Source organism: Actinoplanes palleronii, assembly GCF_016862315.1.
Lineage (GTDB): Bacteria > Actinomycetota > Actinomycetes > Mycobacteriales > Micromonosporaceae > Actinoplanes > Actinoplanes palleronii.
In genome coordinates this window covers 13,067-32,275 of the sequence record NZ_BOMS01000158.1, presented here as the reverse complement: position 1 = coordinate 32,275, position 19,209 = coordinate 13,067, and the positions used below count along the sequence as shown (strand labels likewise).

The 19,209-nt window shown below is 71.9% G+C and carries 19 protein-coding genes; 7 read left to right on the top strand and 12 right to left on the bottom strand.

Annotated elements, in window-relative coordinates:
• Positions 1 to 26: 26 nt before the first annotated feature.
• The gene (locus Apa02nite_RS44440; protein ID WP_239164997.1) at positions 27 to 1,007 is read left to right on the top strand and encodes a cation diffusion facilitator family transporter; all 981 of its coding nucleotides are present in this window, start codon (positions 27 to 29) and stop codon (positions 1,005 to 1,007) included.
• A gap of 193 nt (positions 1,008 to 1,200) precedes the next feature.
• Here Apa02nite_RS44440 and Apa02nite_RS44435 read toward each other — a convergent pair whose 3' ends face one another.
• The 4 genes from Apa02nite_RS44435 to Apa02nite_RS44420 all read right to left on the bottom strand — a co-directional run bounded on the left by Apa02nite_RS44435 (position 1,201) and on the right by Apa02nite_RS44420 (position 5,033).
• Positions 1,201 to 2,763: a pectate lyase family protein gene (locus tag Apa02nite_RS44435; protein WP_203830510.1), complete on the bottom strand. Its 1,563-nt coding sequence runs from the start codon at positions 2,761 to 2,763 to the stop codon at positions 1,201 to 1,203.
• Between the two features lie 261 nt (positions 2,764 to 3,024).
• A complete protein-coding gene (locus tag Apa02nite_RS44430; protein ID WP_203830509.1) occupies positions 3,025 to 3,597 on the bottom strand; it encodes a Dps family protein in 573 nt (190 codons plus the stop codon).
• Positions 3,598 to 3,819: 222 nt separating this feature from the next.
• Positions 3,820 to 4,035 (bottom strand): hypothetical protein, encoded by a 216-nt coding sequence (locus Apa02nite_RS44425; protein WP_203830508.1) that lies wholly within the window; start codon positions 4,033 to 4,035, stop codon positions 3,820 to 3,822.
• Between the two features lie 245 nt (positions 4,036 to 4,280).
• Complete coding sequence (locus Apa02nite_RS44420) at positions 4,281 to 5,033, bottom strand: DeoR/GlpR family DNA-binding transcription regulator (RefSeq protein ID WP_203830507.1); 753 nt, start codon at positions 5,031 to 5,033, stop codon at positions 4,281 to 4,283.
• A gap of 57 nt (positions 5,034 to 5,090) precedes the next feature.
• Between Apa02nite_RS44420 and Apa02nite_RS44415 the strand changes: the two genes are divergently transcribed.
• Positions 5,091 to 5,795: an NUDIX domain-containing protein gene (locus tag Apa02nite_RS44415; RefSeq protein WP_203830506.1), complete on the top strand. Its 705-nt coding sequence runs from the start codon at positions 5,091 to 5,093 to the stop codon at positions 5,793 to 5,795.
• Positions 5,796 to 6,233: 438 nt separating this feature from the next.
• Here Apa02nite_RS44415 and Apa02nite_RS44410 read toward each other — a convergent pair whose 3' ends face one another.
• Positions 6,234 to 6,893 (bottom strand): alpha/beta fold hydrolase, encoded by a 660-nt coding sequence (locus tag Apa02nite_RS44410; RefSeq protein WP_203830505.1) that lies wholly within the window; start codon positions 6,891 to 6,893, stop codon positions 6,234 to 6,236.
• 56 nt (positions 6,894 to 6,949) lie between these two features.
• Between Apa02nite_RS44410 and Apa02nite_RS44405 the strand changes: the two genes are divergently transcribed.
• Together Apa02nite_RS44405 and Apa02nite_RS44400 are read left to right on the top strand one after the other, a co-directional pair.
• Entirely contained in the window at positions 6,950 to 7,915 is a 966-nt protein-coding gene (locus tag Apa02nite_RS44405; RefSeq protein ID WP_203830504.1) for a helix-turn-helix transcriptional regulator, read from the top strand.
• A gap of 106 nt (positions 7,916 to 8,021) precedes the next feature.
• On the top strand, positions 8,022 to 8,801 hold the full coding sequence (locus Apa02nite_RS44400) for an esterase/lipase family protein (RefSeq protein ID WP_239164996.1): 780 nt from the start codon (positions 8,022 to 8,024) through the stop codon (positions 8,799 to 8,801).
• 327 nt (positions 8,802 to 9,128) lie between these two features.
• On the opposite strand, the gene Apa02nite_RS44395 is transcribed toward Apa02nite_RS44400, so the two are convergent.
• The 6 genes from Apa02nite_RS44395 to Apa02nite_RS44370 form a co-directional block, all read right to left on the bottom strand.
• A complete protein-coding gene (locus Apa02nite_RS44395) occupies positions 9,129 to 9,962 on the bottom strand; it encodes an ABC transporter permease (protein ID WP_203830503.1) in 834 nt (277 codons plus the stop codon).
• Entirely contained in the window at positions 9,959 to 10,870 is a 912-nt protein-coding gene (locus Apa02nite_RS44390) for an ABC transporter ATP-binding protein (RefSeq protein ID WP_203830502.1), read from the bottom strand. Before Apa02nite_RS44390 ends, Apa02nite_RS44395 begins: the two co-directional genes overlap by 4 nt.
• Positions 10,871 to 10,883: 13 nt before the next feature.
• Positions 10,884 to 12,008 (bottom strand): LolA-like protein, encoded by a 1,125-nt coding sequence (locus tag Apa02nite_RS44385; RefSeq protein ID WP_203830501.1) that lies wholly within the window; start codon positions 12,006 to 12,008, stop codon positions 10,884 to 10,886.
• 173 nt (positions 12,009 to 12,181) lie between these two features.
• Positions 12,182 to 12,871 carry a hypothetical protein gene (locus tag Apa02nite_RS44380; protein WP_203830500.1) on the bottom strand — a complete coding sequence of 230 codons (690 nt, stop codon included), beginning with the start codon at positions 12,869 to 12,871 and terminating at the stop codon, positions 12,182 to 12,184.
• On the bottom strand, positions 12,868 to 13,410 hold the full coding sequence (locus Apa02nite_RS44375; protein ID WP_275412902.1) for a SigE family RNA polymerase sigma factor: 543 nt from the start codon (positions 13,408 to 13,410) through the stop codon (positions 12,868 to 12,870). Before Apa02nite_RS44375 ends, Apa02nite_RS44380 begins: the two co-directional genes overlap by 4 nt.
• A 223-nt stretch (positions 13,411 to 13,633) precedes the next feature.
• Complete coding sequence (locus Apa02nite_RS44370; RefSeq protein WP_203830499.1) at positions 13,634 to 15,937, bottom strand: putative bifunctional diguanylate cyclase/phosphodiesterase; 2,304 nt, start codon at positions 15,935 to 15,937, stop codon at positions 13,634 to 13,636.
• A gap of 101 nt (positions 15,938 to 16,038) precedes the next feature.
• On the opposite strand from Apa02nite_RS44370, the gene Apa02nite_RS44365 reads away from it, so the two are divergent.
• Positions 16,039 to 17,373: a TrkH family potassium uptake protein gene (locus tag Apa02nite_RS44365; protein WP_203830498.1), complete on the top strand. Its 1,335-nt coding sequence runs from the start codon at positions 16,039 to 16,041 to the stop codon at positions 17,371 to 17,373.
• A complete protein-coding gene (locus Apa02nite_RS44360; protein ID WP_203830497.1) occupies positions 17,366 to 18,034 on the top strand; it encodes a potassium channel family protein in 669 nt (222 codons plus the stop codon). Before Apa02nite_RS44365 ends, Apa02nite_RS44360 begins: the two co-directional genes overlap by 8 nt.
• A 162-nt stretch (positions 18,035 to 18,196) precedes the next feature.
• Here Apa02nite_RS44360 and Apa02nite_RS44355 read toward each other — a convergent pair whose 3' ends face one another.
• Positions 18,197 to 18,586 (bottom strand): ATP-binding protein, encoded by a 390-nt coding sequence (locus Apa02nite_RS44355; protein ID WP_203830496.1) that lies wholly within the window; start codon positions 18,584 to 18,586, stop codon positions 18,197 to 18,199.
• Between the two features lie 187 nt (positions 18,587 to 18,773).
• Here Apa02nite_RS44355 and Apa02nite_RS44350 point away from each other — a divergent pair, with 187 nt between their 5' ends.
• Positions 18,774 to 19,169, top strand: coding sequence for a hypothetical protein (locus tag Apa02nite_RS44350; protein ID WP_203830537.1), 396 nt, complete (start codon positions 18,774 to 18,776; stop codon positions 19,167 to 19,169).
• Positions 19,170 to 19,209: the final 40 nt, after the last annotated feature.

Here is a 19,209-nt window from a genome sequence, read left to right as displayed (position 1 = left end):
CGGGTCAAGCCGGGTACCGCGAGCTTGTGGACAACGCCGCTGTGGACGAAAAACGCCTCGATCAGCCCTCTTCCGGTTCCGAGAATTCCTCGGAGGGCGGTGACAGCAAGTGGACCGTGATCGTCGCGGTGGTCGCGAACGGCGCCATCGCGATCGCGAAGATCATTGCCGGGTTGCTGACCGGTTCGGCGTCGATGTGGGCCGAGGCCGCCCACTCCATCGCGGACACCGGCAACGAGATCCTGCTGTTGATCGGCCTCAAGCGCTCCCTCCGGGAGCCGGACAGCAAACACCCCTTCGGGTACGGACAGGAGCGCTATTTCTGGACGTTCCTGGCAGCGCTGGGGATCTTCCTGGTCGGCGGGGTGCTGTCGATCGGCGAGGGCGTGCGCAGCATCCTGATGCCGGAGGCGGTCGAATCGCTGTGGATCGGCGTCGGCGTGCTCGTGGTGGCCGCGGTGTTCGAGAGCTACTCCTGGTACACCGCGCACAAGCAGTTGCGCCGCGACGCCAAGCAGCAGAACCGGACCCTGCGGCACCACCTGCGGCACGCCTCCGACCCGAGCGCCACCACGGTCTTCCTCGAGGACACCGCCGCGCTGATCGGTCTCGCGATCGCCCTGGCCGCGCTGGTCCTGCACGCCGGGACCGGCTGGGCGGGCTGGGACGCGATCGGCAGCATGACGATCGGCCTGCTGCTGATCGTGGTGGCGTACCTGCTGGCCCGCCGCTCCAAGGGCCTGCTGCTGGAGGAGTCGGCGCCGGACGACGTGCTCGACCCGATCCGCGCCAAGGTGGCCGCCGAGTCCTGGGTCGAGAAGATCGACGACATGCACGCGGTGTGGGTCGGCCCGTCGCAGCTGCTGGTCAACCTGTGGGTGACACCGACCCGCGCGGTCCGGGACAGCCCGGCCGGCAACCTGGTCGAGCACGCCTCCCACCTGCGCCGCGACCTGATGTCCGACGACGCGGTAGCCCAGGTAACCCTGACCCTCGAGACCCCCTGACCCCCTGACCCGCCACCACCGTGGTCCGGGCCGCTCGTCGCTGCCGGGCCTCGGCTGGTCTCCAGGGGTGCCTCCCGGCGTGCGAGGCACCCCTGGAGACCAGCCGGGTGGGTGAGCGGCGCGCTTGCGGGTCGCCGGCTGGTTGTCAGGGGTGCCTCCCGATGGGTGAGGCACCCCTGAGGGCCAGCTGGGGTCAGGAGGCGTAGGTCTCGAACTCCGCGACCTTGGGGGTGCCGGAGGCGCTGGTGATCTTGAAGGTGATCTTGGTGAGGGCGGTGGCCGGGAAGCTGATCACGCCGGCGCCGGTGCCGGAGGTCAGGACCGCGCCGGTGGTGCCGTTGAGGACCTGGTAGGCGCCGATCAGGCCGGTGGCGCCGGACGCCTCGCGCAGGTTGATCCGGGCGACGGTGGTGGCCGAGCCCCACTTGATCGAGATGTCGCCGGTGGTGCCGCTCGGGGACCAGTACGTGGTCAGGCTGCCGTCGCGGACGTTGCCGTAGCTGGTGCCGCTGGCCTTGCTCGACCCGTCGGCGCCGGCGCCCGAGGCGAGGCTGAGGTTGGTGCCGCTGGGCTGCGACGGGCTGGCCGTCGGCGACACGGTCGGCGACACGGTGGGCGAGACCGTCGGTGAGCTGGTCGGCGACGCGGTCGGAGCAGTGGTGGCGCACTTGCCGTCCGAGGTCTTCAGTCCGGTGCCCGAGCCGGCGGTCGCGCGGGCGATCGCGGGGACGCACGACGCGCTGTCCAGCACGTACGCGTAAGGGATGCTCACGGTCGTGTTGGAGACCGGATTCGGGCCGGCGGGGTTGTTGTCGGAGGCCACGGCCGACCAGGTCACGTTGTCGAACGTGTTGCCGGCGACCTGCCAGTACCCGGGCAGGTCGGTGTAGAACGTGCCGAGCACGTCCTTGGAGTTCTGGAAGTAGTTGTTGTCCACCTTCGCCTTGCCGCCGGCGCGGGCGTTGATCCCGGACTCGTTCAGGCTGAGGTAGTAGTTGTTGTAGATGTGCGCGGTCGCGCCCCGCAGCAGCGGGGTGCGCGAGTCGATGTTCTCGTAGAAGTTGTGGTGGAACGTGACCGGGCCGTTGGCGAGATCGCTGTCACCGGAGCCGATCAGGCCGCCACGGCCGGAGTTGCGCAGGATGCTGTAGGAGAGCGTGACGTACTGGGTGTTGTCCTTCATGTCGAACAGGCCGTCGTAGCCCGCCGACTCGCCGCCCGAGGCCAGCAGCGTGGCGTGGTCCACCCAGACGTTGTGGACGTTGGTCTCCATGCCGATCGCGTCGCCGCCGTTGGAGGTCGGCGAGCCGGACTTCTTGACGTTCTGGACCGTCACGTTCTGGATGATGATGTTGCTGGCGTCCCGGATGTGGATGCCGAGCTGGTCGAAGACGGCGCCGCCGCCCACCCCGACGATCGTGATGTTGCTGACCTCTTTGAGCTCGATCTTGTCGGCGGCGGTGTTGCAGCTGGCGCCGGAGACCTTCGTGGTGTTGCCGTGGTTGATCGTGCCCTCGACCTCGATGGTGATCGGGGTGCTGCTGCTGGCCCGGTTGCAGAGCGCGGTGTGGATCTGGGTGCCGGTGGTGGCCCGGACCGTGGTCCCGCCGGCGCCACCGGTGGTGCCGCCGTTGACGCTGGCGTATCCGGTCGCGGTGCCGACCGCCGCCGCCGATGCCTGGGGGAGGGGCATGGCGAAGGCGACGGCAGCGGCGGTGATCGCGGTGCCGCTCGCTAGGGCAAGTGCTCTCTTCATGGACTGCTCTCCTGGGGATGTAGTGCGGGAAAGCGCTTTCCTTCGGAGCATAGGAGCACATCGATTAACGTACAAGAAACTTCGATGTTTGCATTTTGTTGCAGCCGCGGGCCGCGTCACCGCGGGCCTCTGACGCGGCCGGGCACCCCTCCGGGCCGATCGTTCCGGTCACTGACGGGAGGCTGGTTCTCCGGGCCGGGTCCGATTTCGTACGTACGAAAAAGGCCGCCGGAACCAACCGGCGGCCTGAATCGTGCGGGATCAGCGCTTGCCGCGTTTGGCAGCGGTCTTCTCGTCGCTGACGCCGGCGGTGAGTAGCGTGCCGTCCGCGGACTCCACGTGGGCGCGGACGAACCAGTGGTACTGCTCGAGCTTGCCGGACTGGCCGATCAGCAGGTCCTGGGTGACCGGGTCGGACTCCTCGGTCTTCGCGATCGCCTCCCGGTGCGACTCGATCACGCCGGTGTAGACGATGTCGAGCGCGGCCAGGTGCGACGTGGTGTCGGCGCGGCCGATCGCGTAGTCGTCCCAGGAGCGCTGGGCGACCAGGGCGCCCGGCGTGCCGACCGGGGAACCGCCCAGCGTGGCGATCCGCTCGGCGATGTCGTCGACCATGACGCGCACCGCGTCGACCTGCGGGTCGAGCATCTGGTGCACCGCGATGAAGTGCGGGCCGACGACGTTCCAGTGCACGTGCTTGAGGGTCAGCGCCAGGTCGTTCAGGGCGTTGAGCCGGTCCTGCAGCACAGCGATGACGTCACCGGCGGTGTCCGGTTTGAGGCCGGGAACGGTGTAGCTCGGGCTGGTGGTCGGTTGAGTCTTACGTGCAGCCATCGCTTCTCTCACTCCTCTAACCAGGGATACGTCTGGTGGAGTGCCCGTCCCCGAGGGCGATAAACCGTGCGAGCAGTCACCATGTTCGTGGGGAAAGATGCCGGTATGACCTCGGCGCGGCATCTGCTGGCCGCCGCCGTCACCGGCTGATCGCCTCCACCTACGGGGCCCGGACATGGAACCGCCCTCCGCGTGGGGCGGAGGGCGGCGAGGAACCGGCGGTCAGACCTTCTGGGTCTCGGTCGTCGCGGGGTGCAGCTCCGTGGTCGTCTTCTTGACGAACCGGCCGGTGCTGGTGCTGCGGTTCACCTCGCGGTCGCCGTGGTCCTTGCCGACGTGCTCGGTGGTCGTGGTCTTGGGGGAGCGCGTGGTGGTCGACTCCTTGACGAAGCGGCCGCTCTTCGCGCTGCGGTTGACGTCCTGCTCGGTGCTAGCCATCTCGGGGGCCTCCTCTGTCAGCGGGGGATGTCGCTGCCCTTGATGTGCCCACAGCAGACATCCGGAAACCCGAACGCGAATCGGTGGCACGTCCGCTCACCCCTGACCTGCGGGGCGGATCGCCGGGCGGGCGTTGCCGGTAGCGTGCGGCGGGTGACCACGCGGCGGCCGGCCCTCACCGAGGCGCCTTTGCGGGCCGTGGTGGAAGGGCTTCTGGGCGCTCACCGTCGTACCGGAAAGGGTCCTCAGGCCGGGATGATCGCGACGCCGGCGGTGCGCAGCGGTCGCAACGCCGGGTGGTCCGGCAGGTCGGTGATGATGCCGCTGACCTCGGCGGGCGGCAGGACCGTGAACGCCGCGGCCGCGCCGATCTTCTCGGCGCTCGCCAGGACGTAGGTCTCCGCGGCGCGCCCGGCGAGGGTCCGCTTCATCGCGGCCTCGTCAGGATCACCCGTAGTGAGGCCGGCCTCGTGGTGCACGCCGGCGACGCCGAGCAGGAACAGGTCGGCGGCGATCCCCCGTGCGGCCTCCGCGGTTGCGGCGCCGCAGGTCACCGCGGAGTGTTTGAAGAGACGGCCACCGAGCACGTAGACCTCGACCGATGGATGGCCGACCAGCGCGGCGGCCACGGTGGGACTGTGCGTGACGATCGTGGCGGTCAGACCGAGCGGCAGGGCGGCGGTGACCGCGAGGGCGGTGGTGCCGCCGTCGAGCAGGACGGTGCTGCCAGGCCGGATCAGTGCGACGGCCGCGGCGGCGACCCGTTCCTTGCTGGAGGTGGCGACGGTGGTGCGCGTCGCGTAGTCGGCGGCGGCCGGGGAGAGCGGCAGCGCGCCGCCGTAGACCCGCTGGCAGAGGCCCGCGGCGGCGAGTTCGCGCAGGTCACGGCGGATCATGTCCTCGGTGACGGCGAGCTCGGCGGCGATCTGCTTGGCGACCACCTTGCCGTCGGCGTGCAGGCGGGACAGCAGGACGTCGCGTCGCTCCGCGGCCAGCATCCGTGTTTCTCCTCATTATTGTCGACTCATGCGCGTTTCCGGTTGTAGGTTACGCCCATGACTGTGCGACCTGGCATCGACCTTCCCGACGCCCGCGGCCGGACCGGTTTGGATCAGGTGGGCCGCGACCTGACCGGCAATCCGGACGTGATCGTGCGCGACGTGGAACTGCTCGCCACGGCCTGGCACGTGCTGCGCCGCACCACCTACGACTACCGCCGCGGCGACGGGCAGTGGACCAGTGAGCAGCGCGAGACGTACGACCGGGGCGACGGCGCGACGGTCCTGCTCTACGACCCGGAGCGGGAGACCGTGCTGTTCACCCGGCAGTTCCGCTATCCGGTGTACGTGAACGGACATCCGGACGGCATGTTCGTCGAGACCGCGGCCGGGCTGCTCGACGGCGACGACCCGGCCGCCGCGATCCGGCGGGAGGCGAGCGAGGAGTTGGGCGTGGCGATCGGCGAGCTGGAGCCGGTCTTCGTGGTGTGGACCAGTCCGGGATCGGTCACCGAGCGGATCCACTGCTTCGCGGCGCCGTACTCCGCGGCGTCCCGGGTCGGCGCCGGCGGCGGGCTTGCCGACGAGGGCGAGGACATCGCCGCGGTGGAGCTGCCGTTCGCGCAGGCCCTCACACAGATCGAGACCGGTGAGATCGCCGACGCCAAGACGATCATGCTGCTGCAGTGGGCGGCGCTGCGGGGCCCGTTCTGCGCGGCCGTTTCCGGTCACAACGCGGTTCGTCACGGCACGCGCGCCTAGCTGCTGTTCCGCACGCGCGAGGCCGGTGTTCACTTGCGGTCACCCCCGGCGGTCCGCGCCAGGTCCGCCGCCCCTCGCGACCGTCATTTTCCGGTACGAATACCGAGCCCCCGCCGGAGGCCTCTCGGCCCAAGCCCCCGGGGCGACCGGCCCGCAACTCCCCTACGGCAAGCCCCACCCGGCGCGCCCGCACCCGAACTCCCCACGCCGCCCTCGCCGGCGGTGTGTGTGTCGAGTTTGGGTGCGGAGCGCGCCGAAAGTCCCCACGTCGCGCTGCGGTCTTGGGTGGCAGCGGTGTGGCGTGCGGCCACCGCGGGACGTGGCTCGTGGCCCGATACCCCGGCCCGGCCGGCCCGATACCCGGCCCGGCGGCCGAGCCCAGCGCGGCGATCGGGGCCGGGGTGATCTGGACCGGGATGACGTGGACGGGCGGCGGGCTCAGCTGTGTGCGGTGGCGGAGGCGCTCAGCAGGTCGGCGAGCGCCTGCGGTTCGGAGAACATCGGCCAGTGGCCGGTGGGCAGCTCGCGATAGGTCCAGTCGCCGTCGACCATCAGCGCGAACGCGGGCACCGACCCGGCCATCCCGCGCAGCTGGGCCTCGGTGAACGAGCAGAGCACCGCCGTCCGCGGGATCTTCTGCCACGCCGAGCCGTGCCGGACCGGGTCGGTCGCGGTGGCCACCGGCTGGGGCCGGCCCCGCTCGCGGACCACCGCCCAGTCGAAGCCCGCGGCGGTCGGCGGCGCCTCGGCCGGCACCGGGATGAAGCCGTCGACCGCGTGCGGCGGCGAGCCGTCGAAATCGGCCTGGGACATCCCGTCCGGCATCGGGCCGGAATCGACGTAGACCAGGCGGGCCACCCGCTCCGGCACCCGGTCGGCGGCCGCCGTGATCACCATCCCGCCGTAGCTGTGTCCGACCAGGATCACGTCGTCGAGGCCGCGCAGCACGTCGGCGAGCTGGGTGACGTGGTCCTCGATCCCGATGCCCGGTCCGAGATCGGGCGAGAACGTGTGCACCTCGCCGGGCAGCGCCGCGGCCACCTCGTCCCACGCCCAGCCGCCCAGCCAGAACCCCGGTACCAGCACGTATGTCGTCATGAGGAGAACGCTAGGCGCTATACCGGGCAGCTTCCGCCCGGTATACTGTGTGGCCCATGCCACAGTCACTCGGAAGGGTGCTCGGACTGCTCGAGCTGCTCCAGGCCAGTCCGGCCGGTGCCACCGTCGGGCAGCTCGCCGAGCGGCTCGGTGTCGACGAGCGCACCGTCCGGCGGTATGCGGGACACCTCGCCGACCTGGGCATCCCGGTCGAGGGGCGGCGCGGGCGGTATGGCGGGTACACGCTGGCACCCGGCTATCGGCTGCCGCCGCTGATGCTCACCGACGACGAGGCCCTGGCCGTGCTGCTCGGCCTGGTCGCCGGGCGCCGGGCGGGTCTGGTCACCACCGCGGCCGCCGGGGAGACCGCCCTCGCGAAGATCCAGCGGGTGCTGCCGGCGGCCCTGCGCGCCCGGATCGACGCGCTGCTGGCCACCCTCGACTTCGCCGCCGGGCGACCCGCGCCGGCAGGTGCCAATCCGGACACCGACACGCTGCTCACCCTGGCCGGTGCGGCCCGGGAGCACCGGCCGGTCACGTTCACCTATGCCAAGCCCGGCGCGGATCCGGCGGTGCGCGGCCTCGACCCCTACGGCCTGGTCTTCCACGGCGGCAAGTGGTTCGTGACCGGGCGCGATCACGACCGGGGTGAGGTGCGGACGTTCCGTCTCGACCGGATCAGCGGGGCCGTCGCGGGGGAGGGGGTCTTCGAGGTGCCGGCCGGGTTCGACCCCGGCGCGCAGGTGGCCGCCGGGCTCGCGGCCGGTGCCTGGCGGCACGAGGTGTCGGTGCTGCTGCACACCGGCCTCGACGAGGCCCGCAGACGGATCCCGGCGACGGTCGCGACCCTGGTCCAAGCTGATGATTATCGGGTACGGATGACCGCCCGCGCGGAGCGCCTGGACGGGATGGCGCAGATGCTGGCCGGCCTCGGCTGGGAGTTCACCGTGGAGAAGCCGTCCGAACTGCGCGCCGAGGTCGCCGCCCTGGCTGCCCGCTTGCAGGCGGCCGCGGAGCGCTGACGCTCGATGGCGGAGCCACGGCCGCGAACCGCCGGCGCTCGACGCCGAACGCCCAGCCGTCCGGGAGCGGCGGGCCGTGCCACGATCGCTGCGCCATGATGGGGTGATGTCACCACGTCGGCGGTCCCTGCTCCTCGGCGTCGCCGGCGTTGTCGTCGCGCTGCTCATCGTGCTGGGCGTCCGGCTCGTCGGCGCCGGTGGCGGTGACGACGGCACCCGCCCCGACCAGGCCCGGCCGGGCACCGTGCTGCTGGTCCCGGGGTACGGCGGCAGCCGGACCGCGCTCACCAGCCTCGCCGCCCGGCTGCAAGCCGAGGGCCGCACCGCCGACGTGCTGACCCTGCCCGGCGACGGCACCGGCGACCTGCTGGCACAGGCCGACACGCTGGACACCGCGGTCCGTGACGCGCTGCGCGCCGGCGCGCCCTCGGTCGACGTGATCGGGTATTCCGCCGGGGGAGTGGTCACCCGCCTCTGGGTCGACCGGCACGCCGGCGCCGAGGTGGCCCGCCGGATCGTCACGCTCGGCTCCCCGCTGCACGGCGCCCGGATCGCCGGCGTCGGCGCCGCCCTGGCCCCGGACGCCTGCCCGCAGGCGTGCCGCCAGCTCGCCCCGGGCAGCGACCTGCTGCGCGGGATCACCGGCTCCCTGCCGTCCGGCCTCCCGTGGCTGTCGATCTGGACCGAGAACGACGAGACCGTCCAGCCCCCCGATTCGGCTCGCCTGTCCGGCGCGGTCAACCTCTCGCTCCAGGGTCTGTGCCCCGCCGCCCGGGTGGCCCACAGCGAACTCCCCACCGACCCGGACGTGGTGGCCCTGGTCCTGACCGCCCTGAGCCCCACCCCTCTGTCCGAACCCACGACCTGCCCCACCAGCGCCAGCTGACCCCACGCCGCCGGGTTATCGGCTGGCTCTCAGGGGTGTCTCACCGGCCTCGAGACACCCCGGTGAACCAGCCGGAGTCTGGGGCGCGGCACGGTCGTGACCCGCGGCGGCGTCGCGGTTCCCGGCTGGTGCTGAGGGGTGTCTCACCGGCCTTGAGACACCCCGGTGAACCAGCCGGGGTCTGGGGCGCGGCACGGTCGTGAGTGGCGGCGGCGTCGCGGGGCCGCACGGGCGGGACGTGGCTCGTAGCCTGCGGGCGAGCGCTCCGTATTCGTACCGAATAGGGCACCTGAGCCGCAGCGGACCTGGCGCCCGGAAGCGGTGCCCTCAGTTGGCGACGTCCTTGGTCAGGAAGTTGGCCCAGGCGGCTCCCAGCAGAACGGCCAGATAGACGAGCTGGATGCCGGCGCCGCGTTCGATGTCGCGCCAGAGGACCGGGTCGCGGAAGAAGTCGACCCAGGCAAGCCAGTAGCGGGTCGGCAGGTACGGGCGGATCGCGGCGGCCGCGTCCAGCGTGACCAGGACCTGACTGGTCACCAGGACCGCCAGCGCGCCCATCGCGGCGCCCAGCGAGGAGTCCGTGACCGTGGAGAGGAACAGGGCGATCGCGGCCACCCCGAGCATCGAGATCACGATGTACGCGACCGTGCCCAGCAGCCGCAGCGCCAGGCCGGCCGGGCTGATCGTGACGCCGGACAGCGAGGTCACGTCGGGTGGCAGCGCGACACCGGCCGAGCTGGTCGACACCCCGAACAGCAGAATCCCGGTCAGGTACGACGTGACCAGCACCGACACGATCGCGAACAGCACGAACGCGACCAGCGAGATCAGCTTGGCGACCAGCAGCCGGGAGCGGCTGACCGGCCGGATCAGCAGGTAGCGCAGCGTGCCCGCGGACGCCTCGCCGGCCACCGCGTCACCGGCCAGGACCGCGACCGACACCGGCAGGAAGACCGGCAGCACCAGGGCCATCGCGGCGGCCGGGTAGAGCGCGCCGTTGCTCAGCACCGCTGACAGGAACGCGCCTCCCTGGCCGGGCGGCGGCGGGATCCGGGTGGTGGCCAGGAAGATCGCCACGGTCAGCGGCAGGGCGCAGAGCAGCGCCGCGATCACGTACGTCCGTGGCCGCCGGAACAGTTTGGCCAGCTCGACCCCGATCATCCGGCTGCCTCCACGCGGTCCGAGCTGGTCGTGGTCGCGTCGAGGACGACCTGTTCGAGGGTGCGGCGTTCGGTGGCGATCGCGGTGACCGTCACCCCGGCCGCGACAAGTTCCGCGTTGAGCGCGCCCGGGTCGTCGTGCCGGACGGTCAGCACCTCGCCGTCGCGGTGCTCGACCCGGCCGTCGAGCAGCGCCACCACCCGTTCCGGGGTGGGGCTGCCGACCGTGACCCGGCCGGTCGGGGCGCGCAGCGAGCTGAGATCCTCCTGCAGCACCAGCCGGCCGCGGTCCATCACACCGACCCGGGTGCAGAACGCGTCGATCTCGGCGAGCAGGTGGCTGGAGAGGAACACCGTGGTGCCCTCCCGGTTGAGCTCGTCGAGCAGGTCCCGGATCTCCCGGATGCCCCGCGGGTCGAGGCCGTTGGTGGGCTCGTCCAGGATCAGCAGCTGGGGCTGGCGCAGCAGCGCGCCGGCCAGGCCGAGCCGCTGCCGCATGCCGAGCGAGTAGTTGCGGACCGGGCGCCGATCGATACCGGCCAGGCCGACCCGTTCCAGGGCGTCGCTGACCCGCTGCCGCCGATCCTTGCGCCGCCCGCCGGCGCCGGCCGCGTCGAAGAGCGTGAGGTTCACCCGGCCGGACAGGTGCGGGTACGCCCCGGGGCCCTCGACCAGCGCGCCGATCGACGGCAGCACCTCCTGGATCCGCTTGGGGACCGGCCGGCCGAGCACCTCGATCTCGCCGCGGGTCGCGAAGACCAGGCCGAGCAGCATCCGGACCAGGGTGGTCTTGCCGGAGCCGTTCGGGCCGAGCAGCCCGTAGCGGTCACCCTCGCGCACCTCGAGTTCGACGCTGTCGACCGCGACGGTCCGGCCATAACGCTTGGTCAGATCGTGCGTGATGATCATCCAACAACCCCGGTCATCCGGTCACTCCGGCCAGGCCGGTGGCCACCCGGCGCAGCAGGTCCGGGCCGACCAGCCCGGCGACCAGGAACGTGCGGTTCCGGTTGCGGACCGCGAGCACGTTCAACAGCCCTGTCTCGATCACCGCGGCCTCGTTTCCGTCCGGCACCGGCACCTCCAGTCCATACGTGGTGATCTGCCGGAATGCCCGCCCGCCGGAGCGTCCCGGCAGGGCGAGCACGACGAACGACGCGAGGCCGGCGCCGTACACGCCGGCCGCGGACACGCCGGCGACCGCGTCCCGGCGGGGGAGCCCGGCCAGCGTGGCCGGCAGTGGTGCGGGCTGGCCGCGGTTGAGGGCGCTGAGCGCGTCCGGCGCCTCGGCGACCGAGTAGCCGATGCCCGGCCGGGGCGCGGGCGGGGTCAGCACCCCGGCGTCCGGCGCGCCGAACCGGATCTCCAGGAACCGGGTGACGAACACCGGCCGCGCCCCGCCCCGCGCGGTCACCTCGACCTGCAGCGGCAGCCCGTGCTCCGGATCGGCCCAGATGTCCACATGCGCGACGGTGGTGTCGGTGCCGGCCGGGGTCAGGCGCATCCCGGCCGCCTCCACGCCGGCGACCCGCTTGGCGTCCAGCGGGGTGAGGCTGTCGCCGGCGGCGGCCGACAGCACCTGCCGGGCCAGCGCCGGTGGGGTGAGGTCGGCCGCCCGGGGCAGCCGTACCGGCTGGGCGCCCTCGATCCGGGTCAGCTGGTTGTCGCCGAAGTCCCAGGTGAACTGGGCCTCCGGGGTCTGGTAGAGACCGTGCTCGGTGCCCTCGCCCAGCACGTCGACCCGCCAGCGGTCCGGTGCCGCGTACCAGGTGCGCATCTCGGTGGTGCCGCTGACCAGCGCGGTCACCTGGGTGAGATTGGGCAGGGCGGGGAGTCCGAGCAGGCCGGCGCTCTGTGCGTACCCCTGATGGGCCTGAATGCCGGAGGCCGCGATCCGGGAGCGGAGATCGGCCGGGTCGACGCCGGCGGCCCGGACCGGCCAGACGTTGACCACCACCGGGACCGCCGCCAGCACCAGGACGAGTCCGAGCACGACGGCCCATCGGCGCAGCCCCTGCGCGGTCACCACGGTGCGGCCGATGTCCATAGTCCAGCAACCGTACCCAGGATCACCGCCGACCCGCGCAAGATCGCTCCGGCTCGGGGCCCCGGCTGGTCCTCAGGGGTGCCTCAAGGCCGGTGAGACACCCCGGAGAACCAGCCGGCAACCGGAAGCCGCGCCACGGTCCTGCGCGGCTCTGGCCCTGCTGGTGCTGAGGGTCACTTGCCCGTGGCGGCGGCCATCCGGGCGATCGCTTCCGGACTGACCCGCAGGCCGGCGCCGAGCTCGAGCAGCTGGTCGCGGCTGAGCGGCACGTCGGCCTGTACCGTCGCGTAGACCTGCGGCGACACCGAGATGATCAGCTGCCAGGTGGGGCCGATCGGGTGCAGCACCGCCTCGTGCCCGGCCACGGTGACCTTCTCGCCGTCGACCGGGTCGCGGTAGGCGCGCTGCTCCAGGTAGATGCCGATCTTGCCGCCGAGGTCGCGGGGGTCGTACATCGGCGCCTTCGACGGGTCGACGCCCGGCGACGGGTCGCGGACCGCGTCCGGGGCGATGGTGAGGCCACCCTCGTCGTCGTTCTGGACGAAGAACCCGGCCGGCACCTTGGCGATGGTGAAGTACTTGGGCTGCTCCCCGCGGTAGTCGACGAGCCGCAGACCGGCGACGGTGCTCTCGGCGACGGCCGGCGCGGGCGGTGAGCCGGGCCGGTTGCCGACGACGGCTCCGGTGAACGAGACCGCGGCGACGATCGCGGCGACCCCGAAGGCCGAGCCGGCCACCGTACGGGCGGTCCGCCGCCGCCGCACGGCCCGGTGCGCGCGGGCGAGGTCCGCCGTGACGGTGTCGCTGGTGGCGGTCTCGATCGGCCCGCCGAAACGGTCGAGCCTGGTGTGCAGATCCATCATCGGTGCGCTCCCTGCGGCAGTGTGATGAGGGCGGCCCGCGGCTGTCCCAGCGCGGCTCGCAGTTTGTCCAGCGCCCGGGCGGTCTGGCTCTTGACCGTCCCGGGTGAGCAGCCGAGCGCCTCGGCGGTGTCGGTCACGTCCATGTCGTGCACGAAGCGGAAGACGATCGCGGCGCGCATCCGCGGCGGCAGCTCGCCCAGGGCCCGGGCCAGCTCCGGGTCACCGTCGTCGGCCGCGGCGCTCACCCGCTCCGGCACCTCGGCGAACGACCGCTCGAAGCGCCGCCAGATCCGGCGCCGCTCGTCCATCAGCGCGTTGAACAGCGCCCGCCGCACGTAGGCGTCCGGGTTGGCGGCCCGCCGATAGGCCGCCCAGGAGATGTAGAGCTTGGTCAGCGCGGTCTGCACCAGGTCTTCGGCGAGGAACGGATCGCCGGCGGTCAGCAGCCGGGCGGTGTGCAGCATCCGCCCCCGGTGCCCGGCCACGAACGCGGCGAACTGGCTGTCGTGCTCGGCTGTCCCCGAGCTTTCTGGTTTCACGTCCCTCAAGACCGTAGTGCCCCCGGTCCAGGTTGCACGCCCCCAGGAAAACCCGATGTGGTACGAATACCGAGCGGCCGTCCGCAGGCTACGAGCCGAGTCCCGCCCGTGAGGCCGACGCGAGACCGCTGCACGTCGAGGCCGAGGCGCGACTCCGGATTCCGGCTGGTGCTGAGGGCTGTCTCAAGGCCGCTGAGGCAACCCTGAGCACCAGCCGACCACCTCAGGCGGCGACCGCAGCGGTCTGGAACGTGGCCTCGAACGCCTCGGCGCTCATCGGCCGGCCGAACAGGTAGCCCTGCGCCAGCCGATAACCCGCCGCGTGCAGCCGCTCCGCCTGGTCCCGCGTCTCCACGCCCTCGGCCACCGCGTCGATGCCGAAGTCCGTGGTGAAGCCGATGATGTTCTTGACGATGATGGCGCCCGCGTCCTCCGCGCTGGCGCCGCTGACGAACGACTTGTCCACCTTGAGGACGTCGACCGGGCAGGTGAGCAGCAGGCTCAGCGACGAGTGGCCGGTGCCGAAGTCGTCGAGGGCGATCCGCAGGCCGAGCGCCTTGAGCCGGTTCAGCTGATCGATAGCGGTCTCGGCGTTGAGGACCGCGGTCTCGGTGACCTCGAGCAGCAGGTGGTCGGTGTCGGCGCCGGTGGCCCGCAGCGTGGCGGCGACCGCGTCGACGAAGTCGGGGTCGGCGAGCTGGCGGGCCGAGACGTTGACGCTGATCCGGCCGGGCGCGCCGGCGCCGAACCGGGCGGACCAGTCGGCGCTCTGCCGGCAGGCCTGCTCGAAGACCCAGGCGCCCAGCTCGTGGATCACACCGGTGCGCTCGGCGACCGGGATGAACACGTCCGGCGGCACCAGCCCGCGCTCCGGGTGCTGCCAGCGCAGCAGCACCTCGGCGCCGGTCGTCACCCCGTCGGGCAGGCTCACGATCGGCTGGTAGAGGACGAAGAACTGCTCGCCGGCCAGCGCGCCGCGCAGGTCGGCGGCGAGCCGCGCGGTGTCGTCGGCGGCCCGGTCCATCCGCGGGTCGAACCGCTGCCAGCGCTGACCGCCGGCGGCCTTGGCGGCGTACATCGCGACGTCGGCGCGGCGCAGCAGCTCGGCCGGGTCGTCGCCGGGCTGGACACCGGTGACGCCGATGCTGGCGCCGGGGGTGAGGATGTTGCCGTCCAGATCGGCGGGCCGTCCCACCGCGGCGACCAGGGCGGCGAAGTCCTGGTGACCGGGAAGACCGGGCAGGACCAGCGCGAACTCGTCGCCGCCGAGCCGGGTGACCAGGGCGCCGGCGCCGAGCGTCGCGGTCAGCCGCCGGCTGGTCTCCTGGATCAGCCGGTCGCCGATCCGGTGGCCGAGCCGGTCGTTGACCGCCTTGAAGTCGTCCAGGTCGAGCAGCGCCACGTGGAACGTCGCGCCCGCGGCGAGCAGCCGTGAGGTGTGCTCCTCGAACAGGGTGCGGTTGCCGGCGTCGGTGAGGCTGTCGTGGGTGGCCTGGTGGGTCAGCCGGTCCTGGTAGTCGCGCAGCTGGTTCAGGTGCCCGTCGACGGTGGTCAGCAGCCCGTGGTTCTCCCGCAGCGCGATGATCTGCCGGACCACGACCAGCGCGGTGAGCGCGACCGCGACGGTCTCCATGGTGCGGGTGGTGGCCGGGTCGCCGCTGCCGGTGGTCAGCAGCATCGTGTCGGTGATCGCGACGGCGAGGTACGGCACGACGCTGATCCGTGGCCGCCCGGAGCGCGGCCGTGGTTCCCGGTTGCCGGCCCGCTGCTGGCTGACCGCGGAGAGATGGATGGCCAGCGCGGCCACCGGCACGGCGATCAGGGCGCTGGACAGGTAGGGGCGGCCGGCCAGCAGCAGCGACACGACGCCGAGCACGCCACCCAGCGCGGCTCCGGTGGCCAGGATGTGGATGGCGCGGCGGTCCAGCCGGCCGGCGCCGGCGAACGCGACCTTGATGAACGTGGCCATCGACAGCCCGGCCACCGCCATGATCACCAGCATCGCCCCGGCGCCACCGGTCTGGCTGACCCACTGCTCGTGGTTGCGCAGCGTGAGGTTCCAGACGACGGCGCCCACGGTCAGCAGCACGATGCCGGAGTCCAGGCCGAACCGGATCCAGTCGCCGCGGCTGCGCTGCCAGGACGGCAGCCGCAGCAGGGCCCACATGGCGGTGCCGAGGGTGCCCAGGTACCCGGCCAGGGTGATCATGCCGATCTCCTGGGACGGCGCCGGGCCACCGGTGGCGTCGTTGATGTTGGAGACGATGCCGGCCAGGAAGAAGCAGCAGGCCACGGCGAGGTGCCGCCAGAACCGCCGGGTCTCGGCGTCCAGGTCGGCCTGCCGGCTCGCCGTCCAGCAGGCGTGCCCGGCCAGCACGGCGGACACCGGGATGGGCAGCCAGCCGATCACCGGGTGCGGATAGACGTAGGTGAAACCACCGATCAGCCAGGCGCCGCAGAACAGCGCCACGACCGCGGTGACGAGCGGCGGCCCGTTCCGTCGGTCGAAGATCGGCAGGCGCGGCACGTGTTCTCCCTGGGTCCTCGGCGTTTGTCGTCCACCATCGTCGGCCGCCGCGCCGGGGAGCTGAGATCTTCACCGCGGTGCCGGGGTGATATGCACGTTCGGTGTTATCTCCCTGGCGGTACCCGGCCCGCATCGTGCCGCTCGCGTTCCTCGGCGCGATCCTGCTCGGCACCGGCCTGATGATGCTGCCCGCCGCACGGGCCGAGCCGGGCCACGCCCCGCTGGTCACCGCGCTGTTCACCGCGGCGTCCGCGGTCTGCGTGACCGGTCTGTCGGTCGTCGACACCCCGACGTACTGGTCGACGTTCGGCCACGTGCTGCTGACCGTGCTGTCGCAGATCGGCGGCTTCGGCATCATGACCCTGGCCACCCTGCTCAGCCTGCTGGTGTCGCGCCGGCTCGGGTTGCGGGGCCGGCTGCTGGCCCAGGCCGAGAGCGCCGGCCTGACCGGTGGCAACCTCGGCGGGGTGCTGCTGCGGGTGGCGGGGGTCATGGTCGTTTCGGAGGCCGCCATCGCCGCCGTGCTCACGGTCCGCTTCTGGCTTTCGTACGACTACAGCCTCGGCCGCGCCCTCTGGGAGGCGATCTTCCACGCCGTCCAGGCGTTCAACAACGCCGGGTTCGCGCTCTACCCGGACAGCCTGGTCCGGTTCGTCGCGGATCCGTGGATCTGCCTGCCGCTGACGTTCGGCGTGCTGGCCGGCTCGATCGGCTTCCCGGTGGTGTTCGAGCTGGTCCGCGAGTGGCGCAAGCCGGACGCCTGGTCCACGCATACCCGGCTGACCGTGTGGGGCACCGTGCTGCTCTCCGGGTTCGGCTTCCTGACCTTCCTGGTCTTCGAGTGGGGCAACCCGGGCACGCTCGGCCCGCTCGGCACCCCGGCGAAGATGCTCGCCGCGTTCACCCAGGACGTGATGACCCGCTCCGGCGGCTTCAACACCGTCGACCTGGGTCACACGTACAGCGAGACCACCGCGGTCACCACCGCGCTGATGTTCATCGGCGGGGGCAGCGCGAGCACCGCCGGCGGCATCAAGATCACGACGTTCCTGCTGTTGGCGTACGTGATCTGGGCCGAGTTGCGCGGCGAGCCGGACGTGGTGATCCACCGTCGCCGGATCGCCGAGGAGACCCAGCGGCAGGCGCTCACGGTGGCCCTGATGGGTGTCGCCCTGGTCGCGTCCGGCACGCTGGCACTGGACGCGCTGACCGACGGCGTGCCGTTCGACCGGGCCCTGTTCGAGGTCACCTCGGCGTTCGCCACCGTCGGGCTCAGCACCGGCATCACCGCGAGCCTGCCGCCGTCCGCGCAGGTCCTGCTCGTCGTCCTGATGTACGTCGGCCGGGTCGGCACGATCACGGTGGGCACCGCGATCGCGTTGAACACCCGCCGCCGGCACTACCGCTACCCGGAAGAGAGGCCCCTCGTTGGCTGAGAGAAGCGCGTCGAGCGACAACGTGGTGGTGATCGGTCTCGGCCGGTTCGGCGGTCAGGTCGCCGCGTCCCTGCTGGACCTCGGGTACGAGGTGCTCGGCATCGACACCGACCCGCGGATCGTGCAGGACTGGTCGGACCGGCTCACCCAGGTCGTCGAGGTGGACGCCACCGACGAGGACGCGCTGCGCCAGCTCGGCGTGCACGAGTTCCCGCGCGCGGTGGTCGGCATCGGCACCAACCTGGAGACCAGCGTGCTGACCGTGCTCACGCTCACCGAGCTGGGCGTCGCGGAGATCTGGGCCAAGGCGACCAGCGTCAAGCACGGCAAGATCCTCAAGTCGGTCGGCGCCCAGCACGTGATCTTCCCGGAGACCGAGATGGGCGAGCGGGTCGCGCACCTGATCACCGGCCGGATGCTCGACTACATCGAGTTCGACGACGACTTCGCGATCGCCAAGGTCCGCGCGCCGCGGGGTGCGGCCGGCCGCACGCTGCGGGACCTCGGGTTGCGCAACACGTGGGGGATCACCGTGGTCGGCACCAAGCGGCCCGGCGAGGACTTCACGTACGCGACGCCGGAGACGGTCGTCCCGCAGGGCTGCGTGCTGATCGTCGCCGGGGACACCGCCAAGGTGGAGGCGTTCGCCGCGGCGAACTGAGCCCGGACGTGGCGAAGGCCCTCACCCGAGTGTCGCGGGCAGGGCCTTCGTCGGATATCTCGACCGGGAACGGGGATCTCAGCCGTCGAACCCGGGCGGTTGTGGTGTAGCTAACACTGCCCGGTTCTGACCGGGATTAACCATGGTTTCCGGATTGATGGCTCAGGCGGCGGTGGCGCAGACGGCGGCCATGGCCAGCTCGGCCCAGACGACCTTGCCGGCCTGGCTGGTGCGGGTGCCCCAGGCGCTGGTCACCGCGGCGACGATCAGCAGCCCGCGCCCGCCGATCCGGCGCGGGTCGGGGGCGCGGACGCTGGGCGCGGCGGAACTCTCGTCGAACACCTCGACGAGCACGCCCTCGCGACGCCGGGTCAGCACCAGCTCGCCGCGGCCGCCGGCGTGCTGGACCGCGTTCTGCACCAGCTCGCTGATCACCACGAGAGCGTCCCCGGCCAGGTCGGTGAGCTGCCAGGTGGCGAGCACGTGGCGCACGGTCCGGCGGATGGCCGCGCTGCCGTAGCCGTGCGCGAAGGGCATCCGCAGCGTCTCCATGCCCCAGTTTTACCCGATTGTGGGCAGTCGATGCGAATTGATCACAGTTTCGGCGAGTCGACGTGACCGATCGGTTTCATCGGGCTGAACGGCGGGCATCAACCGGGACAGGAGTTCGGAGGCGAGCCTGGTGTGACACGGCTCCCGCCGCTCGCAGTCCCATCCATCACCACCTGGAGAAACGACAATGAAGATGATGAAGCTGGCCGTCGGATTCGCCGCTGGATATGTGCTGGGCACCCGGGCCGGCCGCGAGAAGTTCGAGCAGATCGCCGCGACCGCGCGCAAGGTCGGCAGCCACCCCAAGGTGGTGCAGGCGCAGGAGAAGGCGACCGCACTGATCAACACCGGCGTCGAGAAGACCAACGCGAAGCTGGCGTCGATCGCCCCGGAGTCGTCCTCCACGACCCCCGCCCCGTCGCACGTCACCCCGTCGCCGTCGCTGGTCACGGCCGGCGCCACGTCGGTGACGCCCACGCCGTCGCCGGCCACCACCACTCCGGTCGTGACGCCCGCGCAGACGAAGCCGCGGACGTCCTCGGCCGCCACGCGTGGCACGAACAACAGTGACCTGCTGAACTGACGCACGATGGGAAAAACCCGGTGGAGACGACCGTCTCCAC

Excerpts from the sequence above, each read along its gene's own strand:
- Apa02nite_RS44380 (WP_203830500.1), bottom strand. The coding sequence starts at position 12,871 with ATGATGGATCTGCACACCAGGCTCGACCGTTTCGGCGGGCCGATCGAG.
- Apa02nite_RS44405 (WP_203830504.1), top strand. The coding sequence starts at position 6,950 with ATGCCACAGTCACTCGGAAGGGTGCTCGGACTGCTCGAGCTGCTCCAG.
- Apa02nite_RS44355 (WP_203830496.1), bottom strand. The coding sequence starts at position 18,586 with ATGGAGACGCTGCGGATGCCCTTCGCGCACGGCTACGGCAGCGCGGCC.
- Apa02nite_RS44350 (WP_203830537.1), top strand. The coding sequence starts at position 18,774 with ATGAAGATGATGAAGCTGGCCGTCGGATTCGCCGCTGGATATGTGCTG.
- Apa02nite_RS44425 (WP_203830508.1), bottom strand. The coding sequence starts at position 4,035 with ATGGCTAGCACCGAGCAGGACGTCAACCGCAGCGCGAAGAGCGGCCGC.
- Apa02nite_RS44385 (WP_203830501.1), bottom strand. The coding sequence starts at position 12,008 with ATGGACATCGGCCGCACCGTGGTGACCGCGCAGGGGCTGCGCCGATGG.
- Apa02nite_RS44415 (WP_203830506.1), top strand. The coding sequence starts at position 5,091 with ATGACTGTGCGACCTGGCATCGACCTTCCCGACGCCCGCGGCCGGACC.
- Apa02nite_RS44390 (WP_203830502.1), bottom strand. The coding sequence starts at position 10,870 with ATGATCATCACGCACGATCTGACCAAGCGTTATGGCCGGACCGTCGCG.
- Apa02nite_RS44400 (WP_239164996.1), top strand. The coding sequence starts at position 8,022 with ATGTCACCACGTCGGCGGTCCCTGCTCCTCGGCGTCGCCGGCGTTGTC.
- Apa02nite_RS44420 (WP_203830507.1), bottom strand. The coding sequence starts at position 5,033 with ATGCTGGCCGCGGAGCGACGCGACGTCCTGCTGTCCCGCCTGCACGCC.
- Apa02nite_RS44430 (WP_203830509.1), bottom strand. The coding sequence starts at position 3,597 with ATGGCTGCACGTAAGACTCAACCGACCACCAGCCCGAGCTACACCGTT.
- Apa02nite_RS44435 (WP_203830510.1), bottom strand. The coding sequence starts at position 2,763 with ATGAAGAGAGCACTTGCCCTAGCGAGCGGCACCGCGATCACCGCCGCT.
- Apa02nite_RS44395 (WP_203830503.1), bottom strand. The coding sequence starts at position 9,962 with ATGATCGGGGTCGAGCTGGCCAAACTGTTCCGGCGGCCACGGACGTAC.
- Apa02nite_RS44410 (WP_203830505.1), bottom strand. The coding sequence starts at position 6,893 with ATGACGACATACGTGCTGGTACCGGGGTTCTGGCTGGGCGGCTGGGCG.